Here is a 19,426-nt window from a genome sequence, read left to right on the forward strand (position 1 = left end):
CTTGTCAAAAGTTCGGCGTAACGCGCTGTAGTCAAAAGATTATTGTGAACTTTTCCTGTTGAAGAAGGACGATAATGTCGTCTGCGTCGCCGGTGGCGGCGGTTCCGGCTTCTTCGCTGTTTCCTCGACGACCGCCGCCGCCCGTTTGGCGATGCTGGGCCGGCGCGGCGTCGGCTTGGCGGCGGTGGGCGGCGGATCATCCGGCTTCAGCGACAGCCGCTGGCCCTCGAAGATCGCGGTCTCGCAAGGCCGTTTGTTTTCGGTCAGGACAGCGCAGATCCTGGCGGCGGCGCCGGCGTCGTTGAGCGGACCGGCGACCAGGCGAAGCTGCATGCCGAGCCCATTGGTGTTTTCCTTGATGACGATGATCGGACGCAACGCCGTCAGGAGGGCGTTCGATCTCGATTTCAACAGCCCGAGCCACAACGCGCGCAGCCCGTTCACCGAATTGGCACTGCCGAGATCGACCCCGAACTCGGTTCGCCGCAGCGAGACTTTCGGCGCGGTGTCATCGTCGGTTTCCGCATCGGTCGGCGATGGCGTCGCCGCCACGACATCAGGGATCGGGCTCGCGATGACCGGGTTTGGCGCCTTGCCCGGCTCGATCAGCTTGCCGGCGGCGGAATCGGGCGGGGTCATCATCGACTGCGACGCCACCAGCGGCGCGGCGGGCGAAGGTTTTGCGGACTCCGGCTTGACGGCGTCGGCCTTTGCCGCCTCGACCTTTGCCAAGTCCGACTTTGCCAAGTCCGCTTTTGTCAAGTCCGCTTTTGCCATCTCCGCCTTCGCCGTTTCGAGCTTGGCGCTATCCGCTTTGGCCGCGTCGGTCTTCGCAGCATCCTTTGCGGCGGAATAAACCGCAGCAGGGGCGGGCTCCGGGGTGGCGGCAACGGGTTTGTCGGCAACGGGCGCCGTGGCCGTCGTGGTTATTACCGGCGCGACGGGTGGCGAAGGTTGCGGGTTTTGGGCGGCCTGCGGTTCCGCATGTGCAACAGGCGGCGAAGCCGCGGCGGAACCCTGCCGGGCGATGGCCCCGGTGACGGAGTCGAGCCCCTGTTCCAGACCGGTAACCCGGGAATACAGCCTGTCGCGATCGCTATTGAGCGTGTCGATGGCGGCGGCAAGCCGTCGCGCCTCGTTCTGGGTTTCTCTCGCAACCATCTGGATCTGTTGCGCTTGCCGGGCCAGATCGGCGGCGGCGACCTGTTCCCGCTTCAATCCGAGCGACGACTGGTTGGCCATCACGGCCAGAATCACCGCAGCCGTGGCGCCGACGCCCCATGATCCGATCCGCCACAGCGCGCGGCGGTCGAGCTCGTCCTCGTCGGCCAACAGGTTGCCCAGCACGCCACCGGTGTCATCCGCCTCGAAGTCCGCGAGATGGTCTGGTTTCTTGGCCAAGCGCCCCTGGCCCTCCTCAAGGCCCTGCCGAATCACAGGGGCAAACATTAACAGGAAAAGCGGCGCCCACTTGAATCCGGACGTTTTCGGGGCGGCGAATCGGTTTGATCTCCGGGGGAAAACAATTAAAGACGGCCGGCGCCATCCGAATTGTCCGCTAGGAAGTAGAATGACCGCTCGATCCAGCCTGACTGTCGTGCTTGCGGCCGGTGAGGGGACGCGCATGCGATCCTCGCTGCCGAAGGTGTTGCACCCCGTCGCCGGCCAGTCGCTGCTGGCGCATGTGCTGGACGCGGCCCCGCACGGCGAGGGCGCTGCACTGGCGGTCGTGATCGGGCCGGACCACAAGGCGGTCGCCGACGAGGTCAAGCGCATCCGCACCGATGCAGCAACGTTCATTCAGGCCGAGCGCCTCGGCACGGCCCATGCCGTGCTGGCCGCCCGCGCGGCAATCGCGCGCGGTGCTGATGATTTGCTGGTGGCGTTCGGCGACACGCCGCTGATTTCGGCAGAAACCTTTACGCGGCTGCGCGCGCCGCTGGAGCAGGGCGCAGCCCTTGCCGTGCTTGGCTTCCGCGCCGCGGATCCGACCGGCTATGGCCGGCTGCTGCTCGAGGGCGGCCGCCTGGTGACAGTCCGCGAGCACGCCGACGCGACCGAAGAAGAGCGCAAGGTGACGCTGTGCAATGCCGGCGTGATGGCGTTCGACGGCCACCGCGCGCTGGAAATTCTCGACCGGATTGGAAAAGCCAACAGCAAGGGCGAGTATTATCTGGTTGATGCCGTCGCTATTGTCAGGGAAATGGGATTGGAGGCCGTCGTGATCGAAACCAGCGAAGACGAAGTGCGCGGCATCAATAACAAGAGCCAGCTCGCCGAAGCCGAAGCGGTGATGCAGGCGCGGCTGCGCAAGGCGGCGCTCGATGCCGGCGTGACGCTGATCGCGCCGGAGACGGTCTATCTCGCGGCCGATACCACGTTCGGCAACGATGTCACCATAGAGCCGTTCGTGGTGATCGGCCCCGGCGTCACCATTGCCGACGGCGCGGTGATCCATTCGTTCTCGCACATCGTGCAGGCCTCGATCGGCAAGAAGGCGTCCGTCGGCCCCTATGCCCGCCTGCGCCCCGGCACCTCGCTTGGCGACGGCGTCCGGATCGGCAACTTCGTGGAGACCAAAGCCGCGACGCTCGAGGCGGGCGCCAAGGTCAACCATCTCTCCTATGTCGGCGACGCCCATGTCGGCGCCAACGCCAATCTCGGCGCCGGCACCGTCACCTGCAACTATGACGGCTTCTTCAAGCACAAGACCACGATCGGCACCGGCGCCTTCGTCGGCACCAACTCCTCGCTGGTGGCGCCGGTGAAAATCGGCAACGGCGCCTATATCGGCTCGGGCTCCGTCATCACCAAGGACGTGCCTGATGATGCGATGGCCGTGGAGCGCAGCCCGCAGAGCAACCGCGAAGGCGGGGCGGCGCGGTACCGCGAGATGAAGATGCGGGCGAAGAAGCCGAAACAGGGGTAGGCGGAGGGGCTTGTGGAGCTTAACTCACTTTAGCTCCACCGCCTTCTTGGTCACGAAGGCCGGCTAGATGATCTTCAGTGCACTCAATTGCAGTGCACTCAATTGCAATGGCCCAGCGGCAGATTAACTGCCACCGTAACGCCGTAACGCGCCGTTGAAGCTTACATCTTAGGCCGCGGTCTCAAAACCGTGATCGCCGAGATACTTCTGCAGTTGCTCGATCCGCTGCCGCATCGAGGCAGCGGTATCGCTCGGGCCGAGCATATAGACAGGCTTGCCGTCGCGACCGAACCGAAACACCGCGTCGCCGGCGTCCGCGCTCACGTCGCCGAATATCGGCTCCACCGCCGCGAAGTCCCGGTGCGGCGCAAAGCCTATCGATTGCGACCACGCGGCGAGATCGCGCAGCAGCTTGCGCGCGTAACCCGGATCGACGGCAACCATGGGCGACCCGGCTTCCATCAAGTCCATGTACATCTTGAAATCCTCGCTTTCGAGGGATTTGAACATCACATCCTTGATGCCGAGACAGAACACGTCGATCAGAAACGAACCTGCCGCGAGGTAGTGCTGCGTGGCGCCGCGCGCCAGAACCAGCGTTCCTACGCCAACGTCGAACACGGACTCGGTAAGAAGGCAGTGTTGAATGGGCGCCTGGGCGGCCCGGAGCACACGGGCGGGCAGACCTGCCTCCAATGCCTCGGCCCGTCGCTTCTGCGCCACCACCTGTTTGCGCCGTTGTGCTTTTTTGGCGCGCTTTTGCACCATGTTTTTCGCCATGGCCGGTGCCTCCGCTGATTCGGAATTCCGGTATGATACATGCAGAGATTCCGTCTGGTAGAGAGGCGGCGCGTCAAATATTCTGGGGACAAGGTTCTGATCGAAATTCCCTGGCGGAGCGTTCGCCTGGCGCGTTCACCACGATCTCAACAAGCCTCAGTCCGGTGCCATGAGCCTTTCAGCCGAAGCCCTGTACAAGATGTCCGACGTGGAATTGCTGGCGGCCTATGTTGAAGCCCGGCGGCAATTCGTGGAAAAGAAGTTCACCCGCGATACCCATCGGGCGCGGCTGACGTGGATCAAGGCCAAGATGTTCGTCGGCAGTTCGGGTGGGGTCACCGAGCGCAACATGGCCATCGACGTCTCCGAGGAATTTGCCCGCAAGGGCCAGGAACTACGCGAGATGACGCGCGACCTCGATCTGCTCAAGGTCGATGTCGACATCATCGCGATCGTCATTCGATTCCGCGGCGCACCGGCGCCGGCAGACGCGCACGGCGAAGACGCGGTTGAAGGCGATCCCGAGCGCGAAGGCCATCGGGTTGCCGCGTCCGACTGACGTTAAGGGCCGCATCAAATCGCACAAAATCTTACCATGGCGCGCCATTTTCAATCAAAGCTGCGAATGCCGGCCGCCGCCGGTTCAATGCCGCCGGGCGGTGATGCTCATCGGGTTTTTACCGCCGCGCAGAACTGTTCCGTGACCGCCGTCGTTTCCTCGGTGACGTTCCAGCCGTTCGTCTCGGCGTTTTCCTTGGCCAACTTTTGCTCGTTCTGAAGCATCTTCTTGATCTGCGCGTACGGTTTCCAGTCGGCCTTGGACAGCTTGACGGGGGGCGCACCGCAGACGTTGTGGGCAATCGCTTTCTGCACACCAGTGCTGACGTCGCTCATGTGGCCCTCGACCACGGCGGTAAAGCGCGCCTTGGCGTATTGGCTGTTGGCTGCGATGAAGTCCCTGCAGAAGGCGACCCGTTGACCTCCGTCGCGGGCCTTGATGTAGGCCGTCTGCGTTTCGTAATGGAGGCGGTAGGCGAGCTTGTTGGCGTTCGGGTCGGATTTCACCGCTTCGAGCATGGCGCGGTGGTCACCCGAGGTGGCGTCATTGATCCTGATGTCACATACTTTGGCGAGGGAGACGACCGGAACGTAGGCCCGCACCTTGGCCTCCAAGGCATCGTTGGCGGGCGCAACCGGTGCGTACAGGCTGGCGACGATTGCGAAAGCAGCGAGACGGCGTTTCATGGTGACATGCTCCAGATCACCGAACGGCAAGCGGCGGCAGGGTTGGGATCGCGGTGGTGACCCCAGCGCGGCGACCCAGCCGCGAAGAGTCCAGCCCAGAAAAACGGGTTGAACAACTTTACTGTGCGAATTCGTTGGGCGGCTGTCGAGCGACCATCTTGATCTAAATCATGGTTCCGCATCCCGATTAGCCCTGCAAGTCGTCAAGGGCACCGTCAACGTGTCCGCGCGGTCGATCGCCGCCGCAGATACCACCTCGCAACCTGCCAGCGGGCATTGCTGGGCGAAAACTCGCCGGTCTGTCACCGTAATTCCGATTGGCCTGACGGTCCGCTGAAGCGGCGTATCACGGTGCTGCCACTGTGAGTGAGAGGGGTTTCCGTCAACCTGGCCGCGTCTTTCTTTAGCGGGTCGACCTTATAGCTGAAGATGGACTTTCATAAAACCTTATTAATACTGACGCGACATTGACGCGACAGACGATCCACACTCCTGGCAAGCGGCAGAGCCGCTGCATGACAGGAGATTTCGTTCGATGAATAAGTTTTTCCGTTTTCTGGCGACGTTCGGCTTCGTTTGCGTGGCCGGTTCGGCGCACGCCGCAGTCCTCACTGAAAGCTTCGATGGTCCGAACTTCGCCGACTGGCAAAGCGGTTGGTTTGGTCAGAACAGCAATGCCAAGCCCTTCTTCGCCAACCCGAATGAACGCGGCAACAACATCACGGGCCTGACCATTTATGACGGCAACAGTGACGACGGTCGCGCGGTCGGGATATTCTTCAATGCCGCATTCGCGGCGACAATCACCAATTTCTCGTTTGACATGCTGAATTACACGAGCGGTCTCGACCAGTTGCTCGAAGTGTTCGACAAGGACGGCCATACGCTGTTCGGCACGGTCTTACCCGTGGTAGCGCAGGATCCGTCGGCCGATAACGGCAGCAACAACGGCTATGATTTCGCAGACAGCAAATACACCCGCTACAGTGTGGACTCGACCAATGGAATTGGCGGCTTCCGCATCCGGCCGTTTGGCTCCGAGGGCAATGTCTCTGTCGATGACCTCAGCGCAACCATTGCTGCCGTCCCAGAACCGTCCACGTGGGCGATGATGATCCTGGGCTTCGCCAGCGTTGCTTACGTGACCTATCGCCGGCGGAAGTCGACCGAGCTCAGCGTGATCTGATCATCCAGCCTCGATCAGAAGCCACCGACAGGCCGCCTTCGGGCGGCCTTTGCGCTGGACCCGGTTGCGGATTGCGGTGACAGTGCTGGACTGCACCCGTCAGTACGTGTGGCTGGGGAAGCTTAACTGAGCCGGGAGACTAATTACTGTTCGAGGACGATCTGGGCTTTAATGTCGGCGTCGCTCGAGAACTCTTCAGGCAGGACAAAGAGAGTGAAGCCGTCGCTTATTTGGAGGAGTTCATCGCGATAGGCTCAGCTGTGGCGATGATCGAAATGGCTGAGTATTCGGAGAACAAAGGAGATCACTTCTCCGGCTTGGCTTGGATGGAGAGAGCTGAGAAGTCTATTGCCGACGATGATTTCAATTCACTCCTCTATCTTTCGGGAGCCTTGCGAAGGGGACTCGGTGTCGGGACAGCGATGCAGCGGTATTTCAAGGCATTCTATGGGACGACGGGCAAATCAATTCGGATTTTCCGAAATCGTGTCAAGCCCCGGAATCAAAAATATTCCGCTTCCACCTTTGGCCAAATCACCGCTATCACTCCGCCCGTCCACCCCGGCAAGAGGGGCGTATCGCGATCGTCACGGACGCGGGGTTGGATGCGGTGGACGCAGCGGCGTCGGGCGCGATCGTGGTCGCAGGGCGGGTTCTCCCGTGAGTGATCCAACGTTTGCGCAGACGACCGGCGTTTCAAGGCCTTCGCCAGAACTTCGCACCGGCATCTCGCCGATCGGAGTGGCGGTGAGGGCGCTGCGTACGGCGAAGTCGTGTGGTTCTGGCATCCGTGGCTGATGTCAAGCCAGCGGAGATGCGTCGGCCCGACCGGGCTTAGGCAAATCTCAATCCGCTGGCGACGGTGGCAAAAGGAATTCGTCGCCGGGAAGAGCGCGTTATAAGCCGTAAAGCCATTGCGCAGGGAATGCCGGATTGCCTCCGCTGAACCTGTATGCTCGTGTGCGTTTCCTTCTACCCATTGCACGCGAGACCGCGGGTGCAGCGCGCATCCGGCATTCCCTGCTCCCTCTCTTTCGGGGGAACCAAGGCCAAAGCTCGGGCAGGTCATGCCGCGAGATCGCGGAGCCGTATTCCGCACGCCTCGCGGATGTGACAGGTTAATCCCTGGTTAGGTGGTCCGTTAAGCTTTCCACTTAAGACTGTCTCAATACGCAACAATTATTGAGTATCTGTCAGACTGTATTTCTCGTTAAGAGACGGGCGGGTTGCGACGCGCTTCGTCGTTTTGGGGATATAAAACCGCATGTGCGGCATTGTCGGCATTCTTGGGAAAGCTCCGGTCGCGGAGCTGTTGGTGGATTCACTCAAGCGGCTTGAATATCGCGGCTATGATTCCGCAGGCGTCGCCACGCTGGAAGGCGGGCACCTCGCGCGCCGCCGCGCCGAGGGCAAGCTGAAGAACCTCGAAAAGCGGCTGGATGCCGAACCGCTCGCGGGCCACACCGGGATCGGGCACACCCGCTGGGCAACCCACGGCAAGCCGACCGAGAACAACGCGCATCCGCATGCGACCGATCGCGTCGCCGTGGTTCACAACGGCATCATCGAGAACTTTCGCGAGCTGCGCGAAGCGCTCGAGAAGAAGGGGACGGTGTTCAAGACCGAAACCGATACCGAGATCGTTCTGCACCTGGTCGACAGCCTGCTGCAGCAGGGCATCAAGCCGGTCGAAGCGGTGAGGGCGGCGCTGTCGGAACTGCGCGGCGCATTCGCGCTCGGGTTCATCTTCTCAGGCGACGACGACCTGATGATCGGCGCCCGCAACGGCCCGCCGCTGGCGATCGGTCACGGCGACGGCGAAATGTATCTGGGGTCGGATGCGATCGCGCTCGGGCCGTTCACCGATACGATCAGCTATCTCGAAGACGGCGACTGGGTCGTGCTGACGCGCAAGGGCGCTGTTATCTACGACAAGAACAACGCGATCGTTCGCCGCGACGCGGTCAAGCACACGGCCTCGACCTCGCTGGTCGACAAGGCGAACTACCGCCACTTCATGGCCAAGGAAATCCACGAGCAGCCGGAAGTGGTCGGCCATACCCTTGCCCGATATGTCGACATGGCGAGCGAGCGCGTGATGCTGCCGGTCAAGCTGCCGTTCGACTTCAAGGACATTCAGCGCATTTCGATCACCGCCTGCGGCACCGCGAGCTATGCCGGCTACGTCGCCAAATACTGGTTCGAGCGGTTCGCGCGCGTACCGGTCGAAGTCGATGTCGCCTCGGAATTCCGCTACCGCGAGGCGCCCTTGCGCAAGGGCGATCTTGCGATCTTCATTTCGCAGTCGGGCGAGACCGCCGATACGCTGGCCGCGCTGCGCTACGCCAAGGCCGAGGGCGTGCACACGGTGTCGGTGGTCAACGTGCCGACCTCGACGATCGCGCGCGAAAGCGAAACCGTGCTGCAGACGCTGGCCGGCCCCGAAATCGGCGTCGCCTCGACCAAGGCGTTCACCTGCCAGTTGATGGTGCTGGCCTTGCTCGCGGTCGCGGCCGGCAAGGCGCGCGGCGAGTTGTCGGAGGAGGACGAGACAAAACTCGTCCACGGCCTCGTCGAGATTCCGCGGCTGATGGCGGCGGCCCTGACGTCAGAACCGCAGATCGAAAAACTGGCGCGCGACATCTCGAAATCAAAGGACGTGCTCTATCTCGGCCGCGGCACCAGCTATCCATTGGCGCTGGAAGGCGCGCTGAAGCTGAAGGAAATTTCCTACATTCACGCCGAGGGCTATGCCGCCGGCGAACTCAAGCACGGGCCGATCGCGCTGATCGACGAAAACATGCCGGTCGTGGTAATCGCGCCGTTCGACCGGGTGTTCGAGAAGACCGTCTCCAACATGCAGGAAGTCGCAGCCCGTGGCGGCAACATCATCCTGATGACCGACGCCAAGGGGGCGGCGGAAGCCACCATCGAATCCCTGGTCACCATCGTGCTGCCCGACATGGCGGCGGCGTTCACCCCGATGGTCTACGCCGTCCCGGTGCAGCTGCTGGCCTATCATACCGCCGTGGTGATGGGGACCGACGTCGATCAGCCGCGAAATCTCGCCAAATCGGTAACCGTCGAATAGTCAAGTCAATCGACTGTCACGTTGGCCCTTCAAAAATCTGCTAGGATGGCTTAGCTGGCATAGAGCCGGCTGCCCCGACCTGGAACCCGAATGAACCGCGAAGAATTGCCCCCGACCGCGTCCCCGGAGGAACCCCCGCCGGACGCGCACCATGCCGGGCTGATGGCCCGTTTCCGGAACTATTTTCTGACCGGACTGATTGTCGCAGGGCCGGTCGCGATCACGCTCTATTTGACCTGGTGGTTCGTGAACTGGGTCGACAGCATCGTCCGTCCGTTCGTGCCGACGGTCTACCGGCCGGAAACCTACCTGCCATTCGGCCTGCCCGGGTCGGGGCTGATCGTCGCCGTGGTGGCGCTGACGCTGCTCGGTTTCCTCACCGCCAACCTGATCGGGCGGACGCTGGTCGATCTCGGCGAACGCCTGCTCGGCCGCATGCCGGTGGTGCGCGCGATCTACCGCGGCCTCAAGCAGGTGTTCGAGACGCTGTTCTCGGGCAAGGGATCGAGCTTTCGCAAGGTCGGTCTGGTCGAATTTCCCTCGCCGGGCATGTGGTCGATCGTTTTGATCTCGCAGTCGCCGAGCGTGAACATCGCCAGCCAGCTTCCCGGCCAGGAGGAGCATATCTCGGTGTTCCTGCCCTGCGCGCCGAACCCGACCACGGGCTTCTTCTTCTACGTCCCGAAGAGCAAGATCATCGAAGTCGACATGAGCACCGAAGACGCGGCGACCCTGATCATGTCGGCCGGCGTGGTGCAGCCCGGCTCCGATCAACAGAAACGCAATGGCGCGCTGGCCGGCATGGCGAACGCGGCGCGTGTGGCCAATTCGGCCGCGCTGCAGGCGGCGCCCGCAAAGGTGAAGGTGGAGTAGGGTCTCCGTGTCGAAGAAGATCGAAGGCATCATTCCCGTGATGATCACGCCGTTTACGGAAAACGGCCAGATCGACTATCCGGGCCTCGGCCGGCTGGTGGAATGGTACATCGACAATGGTTCGGACGCGCTGTTTGCGGTCTGTCAGTCCAGCGAGATGCAGTATCTCAGCCTGGAAGAACGGGTTGAACTCGCCGCCTTCGTCAGACAAGCCGCCGCCGGCCGCGTGCCGGTGATCGCTTCCGGCCACATCAGCGAAAGCCTGGAAGACCAGCTTGCCGAATTGACCGCGATTGCCGCCACCGGGGTTGACGGCATGGTGCTCGTCACCAATCGTCTCGACGCGAAGCGGGAAGGCGGCGGCAAGTTCATCGACGATCTGAGCTGGCTCCTCGCGCGGTTGCCAAAGCAAGTGCCCCTCGGCCTCTACGAGTGCCCGGCGCCCTATCGCCGTCTGCTCACCGACGATGAACTGACCTTCTGCGCGGGTACCGGCCGCTTCGTCATCCTCAAGGACGTCTCCTGCGACCTCGAAACGGTAAAACGCCGGGTGGCGCTGACCAGGGGCACGCCGCTTGCGATCGTCAACGCCAATGCGGCGATTGCCTATGAGGCGATGAAAGCCGGTTCGCGCGGCTTTACCGGCGTGTTCACGAACTTTCATCCCGATCTCTACCAGTGGCTGATGACCGAGGCGGCCGCCCATCCGGCGCTGGCGGACGAGCTTTCCGTCTACCTCGCGCTGTCGGCGATGGCCGAACCGATGGGCTATCCGAAGCTCGCAAAGCTCTACCACCAGCGTCTCGGTACGTTTTCCTGCACCGACAGCCGCGCCGTCACCTTCGATGTCCACGAAAAATTCTGGGCGCTGGAAGCGTTGATCGACAAGATCGTCGAGGGCACCGAGCACTACCGGCTTCGCATCGCCGCCGCCGGAGCGCGCTATCCCGCACCGATCAGCGGCACGGCCTCGTCGCGTTCGTACAGGTAAAGCAGGCAACGCAGCGCTTCGCCGCGCTCGCCCTTGAGTTTTGGATTGTCCTTCATGATCCGTAGCGCCTCGTCGCGGGCCTGCGTGATCAGTTGGGCGTGCACGTCGGAGCGGGCGATGCGATAGCCGGGCAGGCCGCTCTGGCGGATGCCGAGCACGTCGCCTTCGCCGCGCAGCTTCAGGTCCTCCTCGGCGATCCGAAAACCGTCGGTGGTCTCGCGGATCACCTTCAGCCGCGCCTTCGACATTTCGCCGAGCGGCTCCTTGTAGAGCAGCAGGCAGGTAGACGCCTCCGAGCCGCGCCCGATCCGGCCGCGCAGCTGGTGCAATTGCGCGAGCCCGAAGCGCTCGGCGTTCTCGATCACCATGATGGTCGCGGCCGGGACGTCGACGCCGACCTCGACCACCGTGGTCGCCACCAGGAGCCCGATCTCGTGGGCGGCGAATTGCGCCATCACGCGGTCCTTCTCCGTGCCCTTCATCTGCCCGTGGACGAGACCAACCTTGTCGCCGAAGCGTTGCTGCAGCTTTTCAAACCGCTCCGTGGCGTTGGTGAGGTGCTCGGTCCCTTCGGCTTCGGATTCCTCCACCAGCGGGCAGATCCAGTAGACCAGCTTGCCGGCCTGTAGCGCGCGGCCGACGCCATCGGTCACCTCGTCGAGGCGGCTCATCGATATGGTGCGGGTTTCGATCGGCTGGCGGCCCGCCGGCTTCTCGCGCAGCTCGGAGACGTCCATGTCGCCGAAATATGTGAGCACCAGCGTGCGGGGGATCGGCGTCGCGCTCAGGACCAGCACGTCGACCGCTTCGCCCTTGTTGGTCAGCGCCAGCCGTTCGCGCACGCCGAAGCGGTGTTGTTCGTCGACCACGGCGAGCGCTAGCGCCTTGAAGATCACGTCGTCCTGGATCAGCGCGTGGGTGCCAACCAGGAAATCGATCTCGCCGGCTTCGAGCTGCGCCAGTATCTCGCGGCGCTCCTTGCCCTTCTCGCGGCCGGTCAGGATCGCCACGCGCAAGCCGGCGCGTTCGGCCAGCGGCGTGATGGTCTTGATATGCTGGCGGGCGAGGATTTCGGTCGGCGCCATCAGGGCGGCCTGCTTGCCGACCTCCGTAACCGCAGCGGCGGCCAAGAGCGCCACCACCGTCTTGCCGGAGCCGACGTCACCCTGCAGCAGCCGCAGCATCCTAACCGGCTGGCGCAGATCCTCGGCGATGGCGGCCATCGCCTCGCGCTGCGAGTTGGTGAGGGCATAAGGCAGCGCGTCAATGATCCTGTGGCGCAGATGACCGTCGCCGGCGTTGCGGTCGCCGGCCGGGCGCCGCAATTGCGCGCGCACCAGCGCCAGCGCCAGTTGACCGGCCAAGAGTTCGTCGAACGCCATCCGTGACCAGAACGGGCCATCGGGCAAAATGTCGGTGAGTTCGAGCGGCACATGCACTCGGTTCAGCGCTTCCCGGATCGGCGGAAAGCTGCATCGGCGGATCACTTCCGGACTGATCCATTCGGGCAGTTCCGGCAGCTTTAGCAGCGCCTGCGCGATCGCCCGGCGGAGCGAACCCAGCGCGAGACCTTCGGTAAGCGGATAGACAGGATCGATGCCGGACAGTTTTGAAAACGCTGCTTCATCCACGACGCGATCGGGATGCACAATCTGCGGAATGCCGTCATACATCTGGAGCGTACCGGAAACGTAGCGCGTCTCGCCGACCGGCAGCAGCTTTTCGACATAGCCGGGCTTGGCGCGGAAGAACGTCAGCACCACGTCGCCGGTATCGTCGCTCGCGTAGACGAGGTAGGGCGCGCGGGAATTGCGCGGCGGCGGCGGCCGGTGGCGGTCCACGGTGACTTCCAGCGTCACCATGGTTCCCTGTACCGCCTCGCGGATCTTCGGCTGCGCCCGGCGGTCGATCACGCTCGCCGGCAGGTGCAGCAGCAGATCGACCAGCCGCGGCGTCTCATCGCGCGACAGCAGATAGCGCAACAGCTTGTCCTGCTTCGGCCCGACGCCGGGAAGGGTCGTGACCGGTGCAAACAGCGGATTGAGCAGGGTGGGGCGCATCAAGGAAACCTAAGACCGTTTTGTGCCGTCATGCGCGGGTTTGAGCGAGACGTCCACGGCTTTTTTCCGACCAGGGTTCAACGATTACGACGCCCGGAAGGCGGTGCCCTTGAACCGCTTCACCGGACGTCCGCGCTCAAGGCGATCATGCACCGCGTGCGCATCGTTCTGCGCGGTGATTGCTTCCAGTTCGCCCTGCAGCCTGAGCAGCGCCGCGATCCGCTCCAGTGCCAGCGCCTTGTTTCGGTGCTGCGAGCGCTCCTCTCTCGCGACGACGGAGAGGCCGCTGGCAACGTGGGTGGCACGGACAGCGCTTTCCGTCTTGTTCTGATGCTGGCCGCCGGGGCCGCCAGCGCGGAAGGATTCGAAGCGAACATCCTGGATCGCCAGCGCTTTCGGTGCGTCCGGCAATGCCGGTAGCTCGAACACGCCGATGAACCAGTTCTTCCGCTTGTGATGTGGCCGGAGGGGGCTTTGCGCCACCCACTGGATCGCTCCGATCCACGGCCGCGTGAATGCCGCCGCAGCATCGCCATGGATCACGATAATCGCCGACGCTGGACCATGCCCGTCTGCGTTCGGCCCCTCCAGGCAATCGGTATCGAGCCCGAGCGAAGCAGCTTCGGCAGCAAGCGTTGCAACAGCCTTCCGTATCGCGATCCGGCACTCCGCTGGACCGCGTCCGCTGGTGAAGAGAAGTCGGATCATCGGCGATCCTCCTTCCAGGATTTCTCCCGCTTGCCGCCACCGGCTGCGGCATTCGCCTGCGCCTTCTTGAACGTCACCAGCGGCCGGAACGTCGCCACCACACGCGCCAGGCCGAACTCGACCAGATCGGCGATGACGCGTTCAATGTTCTTGTAGGCCTCCGGCGCCTCTTCCGCGAGCAGGCCGCGATCACCGCAGACGACGATGCCGCCATAGGGATTGCGTTCCAGCCGCGCCACGTCGGACTTCTTGACCCGGACGCGGCCGTGCATGGAGCCGCGGTCGTATTTGCGGCCCGCGCCATGCGCGAGCGAGGCGAGCGCCTCCGTTCGCATCGCCGGAAGCGGCTCCACCAGATACGACAGCGTCCCGCGCGAGCCCGGCACCGGCACCAGCCCACGATCGGACGCCGCCGCGCCTTTTCGGTGCAGCGCCATGACGTCGCCGCCTGCGCTGTGCGCACGCTCGACCATGTTGTGCGCGAGATCGTTGACGGGACGCAGGTCCGCACGCGCCGCCACTGCTGCCCGTTCCGCGATGATGCGACGATTGAGTTTGGCCCACTGCACGGCGTGATCGTGCACGTCCATGTAGGCTCCGCCTCCATCGCTCGCGGGATCAAGTGCTGCCTGCCCCTTCAGCAGGATGCGCTCCAGGATCGAGAAGCCGAGGCCCCGCGAGCCGGAATGGACCAGGACATACGCACGGTCGCGGTCGAGCCCCGCCTGCGCGGCAATCTCAGGCTCAAGGATTTCCTCGATGGCCTGGAGTTCGCAGAAGTGGTTGCCGCCACCGATGCTGCCAAGCGAGGCATCAAAGGTGGTGGCGTGTAGGCCGGCGTCGGCCATGACGCTGTTGATGTCGCCGTCCCACGGCTGATCGAGCGCGTGCAGCCGGTCGGCCAGTTGGTCGAGCCGCAGCTTGCGCGCTGCGATATCGAGCTCGAACAGCCCCATCCCGCAGCCGATGTCGGAGCCGACCAGTTGCGGGTGAATGCGATCCGCCAGAACGGCGCAGCCGACCGGGCCATATTTGCCGGGATGGAGATCCGGCATGGCCGCGACCGCCCGCACGCCGGGCAGTCCGGCGACCTGCTGGAGTTGAAGCGTGGCATTACCCTCGATCCAGGATTTGGACGAGGCGAAGACGTGGATCGGCGCGCGGCCGTCCACCTTGGGAGAAGTGCCCATTGAAAAGCTTTCAGAAGATTTGAGAATCGTCGACGCGCGCAACGCAGATATCGCTGACTTAAGCGCGCGAATTCCCAAGCGGCGCGGCTAACGCACGCGCCCTTAGGCGATGCCCTCGACGGGGCGGCGAGACAACGTCATCGAGCCTTCTCCGTGATGATCGTGCCAAAATCGGCCACCGATCGCGCGAGACACATAGCGGCGAAATGGAAAAGCTGCAAGTCCCGCCACGGGCTGAGAGGGCGGACGTCGAAGCAACCAGCGCGGGAGGTGCGAGGGCAGTGGACCGTCTCGCAATCCATACACGCCACTTTCGCATGGATCTGTGGGCGAAACGCTACTGACATTCTCCAGTGCGAGGGCTATATCAACCCCGCCCGGCACGTCCGGGCTTTTGGCGTTCGAAATGGAATGGGACAATGACGGGTACGACACGATCAAGCGGTGGCCTCGACGACCGCCGCAAGCGGCTTTTATTCCGCTGCTGGCATCGCGGTACCCGCGAGATGGATCTCATCCTCGGCCGCTTTGCAGATGCCGAGATATCCGCCATGCGCGATGAAGATCTGGCCGAACTCGAACGCCTGATCGAGGTGCCCGATCCCGATCTCTATGCCGCGGTGATCGGCGACACGCCGCTCGATCCGGAATATGCGACCGCGCTGTTCGACCGCATCAAGGCGTTTCGCGCCGTGGATCACGACGCATGAAGTCGCCTGTCAAATCGCCTGCCGCGTTGCTGACTCCCGGCCGCGCGCTGACCTTTGCCAACGTCGCCGAAGGCGCCGAGGGGCTGGTCGTATCCGATCTGGCGCGCGCGGTGGCGGCACGGCCAAAACCGCCAGCAGTCAGCCTTGCCGTCGTCTGCCGCGACGGCCCGCGGATGCAGCAACTCGCGCGGGCGCTGGAGTTCTTCGCCCCCGATTTGCCGGTCATGCAGTTTCCGGCCTGGGATTGCCAGCCCTATGACCGGGTGTCGCCGCATGGCGGCATCCTGGCGCAGCGCCTGACCACGCTGGCGCGGTTGTCGCGCCTGCAGGGCAGCGACAAGCCGCTGATCGTGCTGACGACGGTCAACGCCATCGTGCAGCGCGTGCCGGCGCGCGAGGTGGTGGCGGCACAGGCGCTGTCGGTTGCGCCCGGCCACGTCGTGCCGATGGACTCGATCGTGGCCTGGCTGGAGCACAATGGCTACAACCGCTCGTCGACCGTGCGCGAGCCCGGCGAATACGCCGTGCGCGGCGGTATCCTCGATCTGTTTCCGGCCGGTCTCGACCAGCCCGTGCGGTTCGACTTCTTCGGCGACAGCCTTGAATCGATCCGTACGTTCGATGCGGAAACCCAGCGCACGCTGCTCGACATGCGCGCGCTCGATCTGGTTCCGGTCTCGGAATTCCAGCTCGTCACCGAAACCATCCGCCGCTTTCGCATGGGCTATGTCGCGACCTTCGGCGCGCCGCAGCGCGACGATCTGCTCTATGAGGCCGTCAGCGAGGGCCGCCGGCATCCCGGCATGGAGCATTGGCTGCCGCTGTTCCAGGAGCGGATGGATACGCTGTTCGACTATCTCGACGGCGCGCCGGTTGCGATCGAGCCGCAGAGCGAGGACGCCGCGCGCGAACGCTTCAAGCAGATCCAGGATTATTATGAGGCCAGGCGCGAGGCGCTGGAACACCCGGGCTCCGGTGCGATCTACAAGCCATTGCCGCCGGACCGGCTCTATCTGACGGAGGCCGAGTGGACCGAGCGCCTCGGTGAGGCGGCGGTGGCGCGGCTGACGCCATTTGCGGTGCCTGAGGGTAGTGCCGATATGTTCGACGCCGGCGCGCGGCAGGGCCGCAATTTCACGCCCGAGCGCGCCGATGGTTCGGTCAACGTGTTCGAAGCCGTGGTGGCGCACGTGCTGGCGTTGCAGGCGCAACGCAAGAAGGTGGTGATCACGCTGTGGAGCGAAGGCTCCCGCGACCGCATGGGTAGCATGCTGCGGGATCACAAGCTCGCCAATCTCACCAGCGTCAACGCCTGGCGCACGGTGCAGGCGACGCCGCGCAACGAGGCCATGCTGGCGGTTGTCGGCATGGAGAGCGGTTTTGAGACCGACGAATTCGCTGTCATCAGCGAACAGGACATCCTCGGCGACCGTCTGGTGCGGCCGCGCAAATCGAGCCGCAAACTCGACAACTTCATCTCGGAGGTCACGAGCCTTTCGACCGGCGATCTCGTGGTCCATGTCGAGCACGGCATCGGACGCTTCGTCGGATTGCAGACCATCGAGGTCGGCGGCGCGCCGCATGACTGCCTCGAACTGCATTATGCCGCCGAAACAAAACTGTTCCTGCCGGTCGAAAACATCGAACTGCTGTCACGCTACGGCTCCGACCACGCCAATGTCGAACTGGACAGGCTGGGCGGCGGCGGCTGGCAGGCGCGCAAGGCCAAACTCAAGAACCGCATCCGCGAGATCGCCGGCGAACTGATCAAGATCGCGGCCGAGCGGCATCTGCACGAAGCGCCGAAAATGCCGGTGCAGCCGCATGTCTATGACGAGTTCTGCGCGCGCTTCCCATACGAGGAAACCGAGGACCAGTTAGGGGCGATCACGTCCACGCTGAAGGATCTCGAAAGCGGCAGGCCGATGGACCGGCTGATCTGCGGCGACGTCGGCTTCGGCAAGACCGAGGTGGCGCTGCGGGCGGCGTTTGCCGTCGCGCTCGATGGCAAGCAGGTCGCTGTGGTGGTGCCGACCACGCTGCTCGCGCGGCAGCACAGCAAGAATTTTGCCGAACGTTTTCGCGGTTTCCCGGTCAATGTCGCGCAGGCCTCCCGCCTGATCCCGGCCAAGGAGCTGACGCAGGTCAAGAAGGGGTTGACCGATGGTAATGTCGACATCGTGGTCGGCACCCATGCGCTGCTCGGCAAGGCGATCAAGTTCAGAGATTTAGGGCTTCTGATCGTCGACGAGGAACAGCATTTTGGCGTCAGCCACAAGGAGCGGCTGAAGCAATTGCGCGCGCAAGTACACGTGCTGACGCTGAGCGCCACGCCGATCCCGCGTACGCTGCAGCTCGCGCTCACCGGCGTTCGCGATCTCTCGATCATCGCCTCGCCCCCGGTCGATCGCCTCGCGGTGCGCACCTTCGTGGCGCCGCACGATCCGCTAATGATCCGCGAGGCGCTGCTGCGCGAACGCTACCGCGGCGGGCAGGCGTTCTACGTGGTGCCGCGGATCGAGGATCTCGCCGGCGTCAAGGACTTCCTCGACAAGAACGTGCCGGAGATGAAGGTTGCGGTCGCGCACGGCCAGATGGCGCCGACCGTGATGGAAGACATCATGTCGGCGTTCTACGACGGCAAATACGACATCCTGCTCTCGACCACCATCATCGAGTCCGGCCTCGATATTCCCACCGCCAATACGCTGATCGTGCACCGCGCCGACATGTTCGGGCTGGCGCAGCTCTATCAGCTGCGCGGCCGGGTGGGGCGTTCGAAGCTGCGGGCCTATGCGCTGTTCACATTGCCGGCGCAGCAGAAGATCACAGCCCAGGCCGAGCGGCGGCTGAAGGTGCTGCAGTCGCTGGAAACGCTCGGCGCGGGCTTCCAGCTGGCCTCGCACGACCTCGACATCCGCGGCGCCGGCAATCTGCTCGGCGAGGAGCAGTCCGGCCACATCAAGGAAGTCGGCTTCGAGCTCTATCAATCGATGCTGGAGGAGGCGATCCTCAACCTCAAGGCCGGCGTGGCGGAGCCTGCCGCCGACCGCTGGTCGCCGCAGATCACCATCGGCATGCCGGTGCTGATCCCCGAGGATTACGTCAACGACCTCGCGGTGCGGCTGTCGCTGTACCGGCGGCTCGCCGATCTCGAGACCGACGAGGAGATCGACAATTTCGCCGCCGAAATGCGCGACCGCTTTGGCGTGCTGCCGGACGAAGTCCGCTATCTCTTCAAGGTCGCGGCCATCAAGGCCTATTGCCGGCGTGCCAATGTCGAGAAGGTTGACGCCGGACCGAAGGGCGCGGTGATCTCGTTCCGCGACAACAAATTCGCGCAGCCGGACCGGCTGGTGTTCTTCATCCGCCAGCACGGCCAGGCCGCCAAGGTGCGACCCGACATGAAGGTGGTGTTCCTGCAGACATGGAAGACTCCGGAAGAGCGGTTGATGGGCACGACCGAAATCCTGCGGCAACTCGCCAATCTCGCGGAGAGCAAGAAGGCGGCGTAGCGCGCTTCGATCCGTCCACGTCATTGCCTGCGACAAACGCGAAGCGTTTGCGCAAGGGAGCGAAGCGACGAAGCAATCCATAGTTCCGCAAAGCGGAGAGATGGATTGCTTCGCTACGCTCGCAATGACGTGGATAGACATTACGCCT

The 19,426-nt window shown here is 63.7% G+C and carries 14 protein-coding genes; 8 read left to right on the plus strand and 6 right to left on the minus strand.

The annotated features are described in order from the left end of the window. Positions 1-39: 39 nt before the first annotated feature. Positions 40-1,401 carry a hypothetical protein gene (locus V1294_RS21065; protein ID WP_334499808.1) on the minus strand — a complete coding sequence of 454 codons (1,362 nt, stop codon included), beginning with the start codon at positions 1,399-1,401 and terminating at the stop codon, positions 40-42. Positions 1,402-1,570: 169 nt separating this feature from the next. Between V1294_RS21065 and glmU the strand changes: the two genes are divergently transcribed. After that, complete coding sequence (gene glmU / locus V1294_RS21070; protein WP_334499810.1) at positions 1,571-2,929, plus strand: bifunctional UDP-N-acetylglucosamine diphosphorylase/glucosamine-1-phosphate N-acetyltransferase GlmU; 1,359 nt, start codon at positions 1,571-1,573, stop codon at positions 2,927-2,929. Between the two features lie 168 nt (positions 2,930-3,097). Here the strand turns inward: glmU and V1294_RS21075 are convergent, their stop codons facing one another. Next, positions 3,098-3,697, minus strand: coding sequence for a hypothetical protein (locus V1294_RS21075; protein WP_334499813.1), 600 nt, complete (start codon positions 3,695-3,697; stop codon positions 3,098-3,100). Between the two features lie 181 nt (positions 3,698-3,878). Between V1294_RS21075 and V1294_RS21080 the strand changes: the two genes are divergently transcribed. Beyond that, positions 3,879-4,268 (plus strand): hypothetical protein, encoded by a 390-nt coding sequence (locus V1294_RS21080; RefSeq protein WP_334480863.1) that lies wholly within the window; start codon positions 3,879-3,881, stop codon positions 4,266-4,268. Between the two features lie 107 nt (positions 4,269-4,375). Here the strand turns inward: V1294_RS21080 and V1294_RS21085 are convergent, their stop codons facing one another. Beyond that, the gene (locus tag V1294_RS21085; protein WP_334499815.1) at positions 4,376-4,954 is read right to left on the minus strand and encodes a hypothetical protein; all 579 of its coding nucleotides are present in this window, start codon (positions 4,952-4,954) and stop codon (positions 4,376-4,378) included. Between the two features lie 535 nt (positions 4,955-5,489). Here V1294_RS21085 and V1294_RS21090 point away from each other — a divergent pair. The 4 genes from V1294_RS21090 to V1294_RS21105 all read left to right on the plus strand — a co-directional run bounded on the left by V1294_RS21090 (position 5,490) and on the right by V1294_RS21105 (position 11,095). Next, complete coding sequence (locus tag V1294_RS21090; protein ID WP_334499817.1) at positions 5,490-6,140, plus strand: PEPxxWA-CTERM sorting domain-containing protein; 651 nt, start codon at positions 5,490-5,492, stop codon at positions 6,138-6,140. A 1,264-nt stretch (positions 6,141-7,404) separates the two neighbouring features. Next, positions 7,405-9,231: a glutamine--fructose-6-phosphate transaminase (isomerizing) gene (gene glmS, locus V1294_RS21095; RefSeq protein WP_334499819.1), complete on the plus strand. Its 1,827-nt coding sequence runs from the start codon at positions 7,405-7,407 to the stop codon at positions 9,229-9,231. Positions 9,232-9,321: 90 nt separating this feature from the next. Beyond that, the gene (locus tag V1294_RS21100; protein WP_334499821.1) at positions 9,322-10,104 is read left to right on the plus strand and encodes a DUF502 domain-containing protein; all 783 of its coding nucleotides are present in this window, start codon (positions 9,322-9,324) and stop codon (positions 10,102-10,104) included. Between the two features lie 7 nt (positions 10,105-10,111). Further along, positions 10,112-11,095: a dihydrodipicolinate synthase family protein gene (locus V1294_RS21105; protein WP_334499823.1), complete on the plus strand. Its 984-nt coding sequence runs from the start codon at positions 10,112-10,114 to the stop codon at positions 11,093-11,095. Here V1294_RS21105 and recG read toward each other — a convergent pair. From recG to V1294_RS21120, 3 genes are all read right to left on the minus strand, one after another. Next, the gene (recG, locus tag V1294_RS21110; protein WP_334499825.1) at positions 11,047-13,155 is read right to left on the minus strand and encodes an ATP-dependent DNA helicase RecG; all 2,109 of its coding nucleotides are present in this window, start codon (positions 13,153-13,155) and stop codon (positions 11,047-11,049) included. The genes V1294_RS21105 and recG overlap by 49 nt on opposite strands. Positions 13,156-13,239: 84 nt before the next feature. After that, positions 13,240-13,863, minus strand: a complete 624-nt coding sequence (gene prfH, locus V1294_RS21115; RefSeq protein WP_334499827.1) for a peptide chain release factor H — start codon at positions 13,861-13,863, stop codon at positions 13,240-13,242. After that, the gene (locus tag V1294_RS21120; RefSeq protein WP_334499829.1) at positions 13,860-15,053 is read right to left on the minus strand and encodes an RNA ligase RtcB family protein; all 1,194 of its coding nucleotides are present in this window, start codon (positions 15,051-15,053) and stop codon (positions 13,860-13,862) included. The genes prfH and V1294_RS21120 overlap by 4 nt, the downstream gene beginning before the upstream one ends. A 419-nt stretch (positions 15,054-15,472) precedes the next feature. Between V1294_RS21120 and V1294_RS21125 the strand changes: the two genes are divergently transcribed. Both V1294_RS21125 and mfd read left to right on the plus strand, forming a co-directional pair. Beyond that, entirely contained in the window at positions 15,473-15,763 is a 291-nt protein-coding gene (locus V1294_RS21125; RefSeq protein ID WP_334480846.1) for an FAD assembly factor SdhE, read from the plus strand. Further along, positions 15,760-19,278 carry a transcription-repair coupling factor gene (gene mfd, locus V1294_RS21130; RefSeq protein ID WP_334499831.1) on the plus strand — a complete coding sequence of 1,173 codons (3,519 nt, stop codon included), beginning with the start codon at positions 15,760-15,762 and terminating at the stop codon, positions 19,276-19,278. Before V1294_RS21125 ends, mfd begins: the two co-directional genes overlap by 4 nt. Positions 19,279-19,426 lie beyond the last annotated feature (148 nt).

Origin of the sequence: Bradyrhizobium sp. AZCC 1678, assembly GCF_036924765.1 — a bacterium.
GTDB lineage: Bacteria > Pseudomonadota > Alphaproteobacteria > Rhizobiales > Xanthobacteraceae > Bradyrhizobium > Bradyrhizobium algeriense.